Below are 848 nucleotides of genomic sequence, written 5' to 3'. Positions count from 1 at the left end.
GACCTGACGAAGTACTACTAGTGGCGTGGCCCGCCGAGCGAACGGGCGGTTCGGCAGGACACGCTCCAGTAGTCGGTCCGAACGGCCGGTCAGTTCCCGGAGGTCCGGCCGTTACGATTCGGCCTCGTGAACTCCGCCGATGACGAGGTGACCCGCTGGGCGTTGCAGGCCCGCGGGGGTGACCGGGACGCCTTGGAACGGTTCGTGCGGGCGACCCAGCGCGACGTGTGGCGGTTCGTCGCCCACCTCGCGGACGCCGGCGCGGCGGACGATCTCGCGCAGGAGACGTACATGCGCGCGTTGCCGAGTCTGCGGAACTTCGAGGCCAGGTCGTCGGCGACGACGTGGCTGCTGTCGATCGCCCGGCGGGTCGTGGTCGACCAGGTGCGGATGGCCCAGTCGAGGCCTCGGGTGTCGGCGGACGTCGACTGGGTGCAGGCGGCGGATCGCGAGCAGGCCACGTCGTCGTCCGGTTTCACCGGGATCGTCGAGCTCAACGTCCTGCTCGACGGGCTGGCCGCGGACCGGCGTGAGGCGCTGGTGCTCACCCAGGTGCTCGGGCTGGGCTACGCGGAGGCGGCGGAGGTTGTCGGCTGTCCGGTCGGGACGATCCGCTCGCGTGTCGCGCGTGCGCGTGAGGACCTGGTCAGGGCCGCCGGTCAGGACGCCAGCGAAACCGGCTGAGATTCGAGGGTGAGGCCTCACGAACCGCGTTCGTGCTCACCCCCAGCATCAGGCGGCCATCACTGCGGACTGGTGCGCGCGCAGAGAACACTTGTCGTCAGCGCCAGTACGACCAGCACGCCGATCGCCAGTGAATAGGCGTGGACCTGTCTCTTATACACATC

Annotated in this window: 1 protein-coding gene; it reads left to right on the top strand. The window is 69.5% G+C overall.

What is annotated here, in order from left to right:
- Positions 1-126 precede the first annotated feature (126 nt).
- Positions 127-684 (top strand): sigma-70 family RNA polymerase sigma factor, encoded by a 558-nt coding sequence (locus tag UK23_RS33655; protein ID WP_045315761.1) that lies wholly within the window; start codon positions 127-129, stop codon positions 682-684.
- Positions 685-848 lie beyond the last annotated feature (164 nt).

The organism is Lentzea aerocolonigenes (genome assembly GCF_000955955.1).
Taxonomy (GTDB): domain Bacteria; phylum Actinomycetota; class Actinomycetes; order Mycobacteriales; family Pseudonocardiaceae; genus Lentzea; species Lentzea aerocolonigenes_A.
This window is presented reverse-complemented; position numbering and strand designations above follow the sequence as displayed.